Here is a 2,651-nt window from a genome sequence, read left to right as displayed (position 1 = left end):
CTCATCACCGCCCCCGCCTCCTGGTTCAGGGCGGGCCCCGGGCGGGTTTGACGGCGGGGGGGGGGGGGGGCCCCCCCCCCCCCCGCCCCTCTCGCCGTGCCCGTCAGACGGTGGGCAGCCAGCCCACCTTCCCGGCGAGCAGTCCGTACCCGACGAAGGCCACGATGTCGAGCAGCGCGTGTGCCGCGACCAGCGGTCCGACCCGCCCCCAGCGGCGGTAGAGCAGCACGAAGACCACGCCCATCACCATGTTGCCGATGAAGCCGCCGATCCCCTGGTAGAGGTGGTACGAGCCGCGCAGCACCGAGCTCGCCACCAGGGCCGCCATCGGCGTCCAGCCCAACTGGCCGAGCCTGCGCAGCAGATAGCCGACGACGATGACCTCCTCCAGGACGGCGTTCTGCACCGCCGAGAGGATCAGCACCGGGTACTTCCACCACACCTCGGGGAGCGACTCGGGCACCACGGTGAGGTTGAACCCGGACGTCCGCGCCGCCAGGTAGAACGCGAGGCCCGCGCTCCCGATCCCCGCGGCGACGAGGGCCCCGCGCCCGAGGTCGGACCACGGGCGGGTCCGGTCGAAGCCGAGGGCCCGCAGCCCCCGTACGCCGTGCCCCTCCCGCATCAGGAGATGGGCGACGAGCACGACCGGGACGAGCGCGGTGGCGATGCCGAAGAGCTGCCAGGACAGGTCGAGCCAGGGCCTCCCGGGGGCGTGGGAGCCGTTGAGCGTCGCCGCCTGCTCCTTCAGCGAGCCCGGCTTGGTCAGCGCGCCGATGAAGCTGATGAGCGCCGACACCCCACTCGCCCCCAGGGAGAGCGCGAGCACGATGAGCGTCTCGGAGCGCAACACTCCGCGCGGCAGGCCGTCGGGGGATGGGGAGGGGTCCCTCAGTCGTTGCTCCGACACCACACCTGTCTCCACTTCCCCTCGCGGGCTCACGCCGTTCCGGCGGCCCCGGCCGCCCGGAACCACCCTGACATGATCACCCATGGAGGGGGCGGGGTGGAGGTCAGTCGATCCCCACGGGCCAGGTGTGCACCGGCTCGCCCGTGAGCATGAGCGTCCGGTAGCGGCGGGTGGTCGCCGCGAGGGCGGCCTCCCGGTCGAGGCCCGACTCCACCGCCCGGTGGAAGGTGTCGGCCTGCCAGGAGGCGCCGTTCACCCTCCGCAGACAGCGCTGCTCGATCACCCCCAGGTAGAAGTCCCGGTCGGCCGGCTCGATGTGCCAGGCGTCGAGCCCCGCCGCGGCCAGCGGCAGCAGCTCGTCGAGGACCAGCCGTACGGCCGGGAGGGTCGCGATGCCGCCGGCGCGCCCCGAGCGGGGCCAGCGCAGCTCCGCCTCGATGCCGTGGCGGCAGGCGGTGTCGAAGTTGGCCTCGGCGTCCTGGAAGGCCATCCGCTTCCACACCGGCCGGGGGTCGTCGGCGAGCGAGCGGACGAGCCCGTAGTAGAAGGCCGCGTTCGCGATCACGTCGGTGACGGTCGGCCCCGCCGGCAGCACCCGGTTCTCGACGCGCAGGTGCGGGACGCCGTCGACCCAGCCGTACACCGGCCTGTTCCAGCGGTAGACCGTGCCGTTGTGGAGGACCAGTTCCTGGAGGCGGGGCACCCCGCCCCGGTCCAGGACGAGCAGCGGGTCCTCCTCGTCGCAGAGCGGCAGCAGGGCGGGGAAGTAGCGGACGTTCTCCTCGAAGAGGTCGTACACCGAGTCCACCCACCGCTCGCCGAACCAGGTGCGGGGCCGGACTCCCTGGGACTGCAGCTCGGGCGGGCGGGTGTCGGTGGCCTGCTGGAAGAGCGGCGGGCGGGACTCCCGCCACAGCTCGCGGCCGAAGACGAAGGGGGCGTTGGCGCCGAGCGCGATCTGGACGCCGGACACGGCCTGCGCCGCGTTCCACACGGCGGCGAACCGGGCCGGTGTCACCTGGAGGTGCAGCTGCACCGAGGTGCAGGCCGCCTCGGGCACGATCGACTCCGAGGTGCACAGCAGGCGTTCGACACCGTGGATGTCGAGGGTGAAGTCCTCGCCGCGTGCCGCGAGTATCTGGTCGTTGAGGAGGGTGTAGCGGTCGTTGTCCGAGAGGTTCTCGGGGACCAGGTCGCGCTGGCTGAGCGTGGGGAGTATGCCGATCATGACGACGCCGGCGTCGAGTTCCGACGCCTTGCGGTCGGCATATCCGATGCCGGTTCCGATCTCCTCCGCGAGCCGATCGAATACGCGGCCGTCGAGCTGGTGGGGCGCGATGTTCACTTCGAGGTTGAACATTCCGAGTTCCGTCTGGAAATCGGGGCTGGCGATCTTTTCGAGAACCGGGCCGTTGAGCATCCTGGGCAGCCCGTCGGCGCCGGCGAGATTGAGTTCGATCTCCACGCCCATGAGATTGCGGGGCCGGTCGAACCTCTTCTCCGCCAACAGCCGCGCCAGTCCCGCGAGACACTGCTGGAGCTTTCTCCGGTACTGCTGCCGGTCGGACGGGCCGAACCCGTCGGCCACGACCTTCTCCCCCATCGAAGCGTCCCTCCCCAAGTGGGGGGGGGGCGGGGGGGGCGCGCGGGCCCCCCCCCCCCCCCCCCCCCCCCCCCACCCCACCCCCCGCCGACCGCCCCGGGGGGGGATAGGGAGGGGGGGGGGGGCGACCCGCCCAGC

At 72.5% G+C, this 2,651-nt stretch carries 2 protein-coding genes; both read right to left on the bottom strand.

Annotation, left to right across the window (positions count from 1 at the left end):
• Positions 1 to 103 precede the first annotated feature (103 nt).
• Entirely contained in the window at positions 104 to 895 is a 792-nt protein-coding gene (locus ACFV2S_RS24840; protein WP_385563415.1) for a CPBP family intramembrane glutamic endopeptidase, read from the bottom strand.
• A gap of 118 nt (positions 896 to 1,013) precedes the next feature.
• Positions 1,014 to 2,513, bottom strand: coding sequence for a glutamate--cysteine ligase (locus ACFV2S_RS24835; RefSeq protein WP_385563063.1), 1,500 nt, complete (start codon positions 2,511 to 2,513; stop codon positions 1,014 to 1,016).
• Positions 2,514 to 2,651: the final 138 nt, after the last annotated feature.

The organism is Streptomyces sp. NPDC059695 (assembly GCF_042733785.1).
In the GTDB taxonomy this organism is placed as follows: domain Bacteria; phylum Actinomycetota; class Actinomycetes; order Streptomycetales; family Streptomycetaceae; genus Streptomyces.
The sequence above is the reverse complement of the archived record's forward strand: the minus strand, read 5'-3'. Positions and strand labels throughout refer to the sequence as shown.

Bases quoted from the DNA above. Each gene is read 5' to 3' on its own strand.
- ACFV2S_RS24835 (WP_385563063.1), bottom strand. From the start codon at position 2,513: ATGGGGGAGAAGGTCGTGGCCGACGGGTTCGGCCCGTCCGACCGGCAG.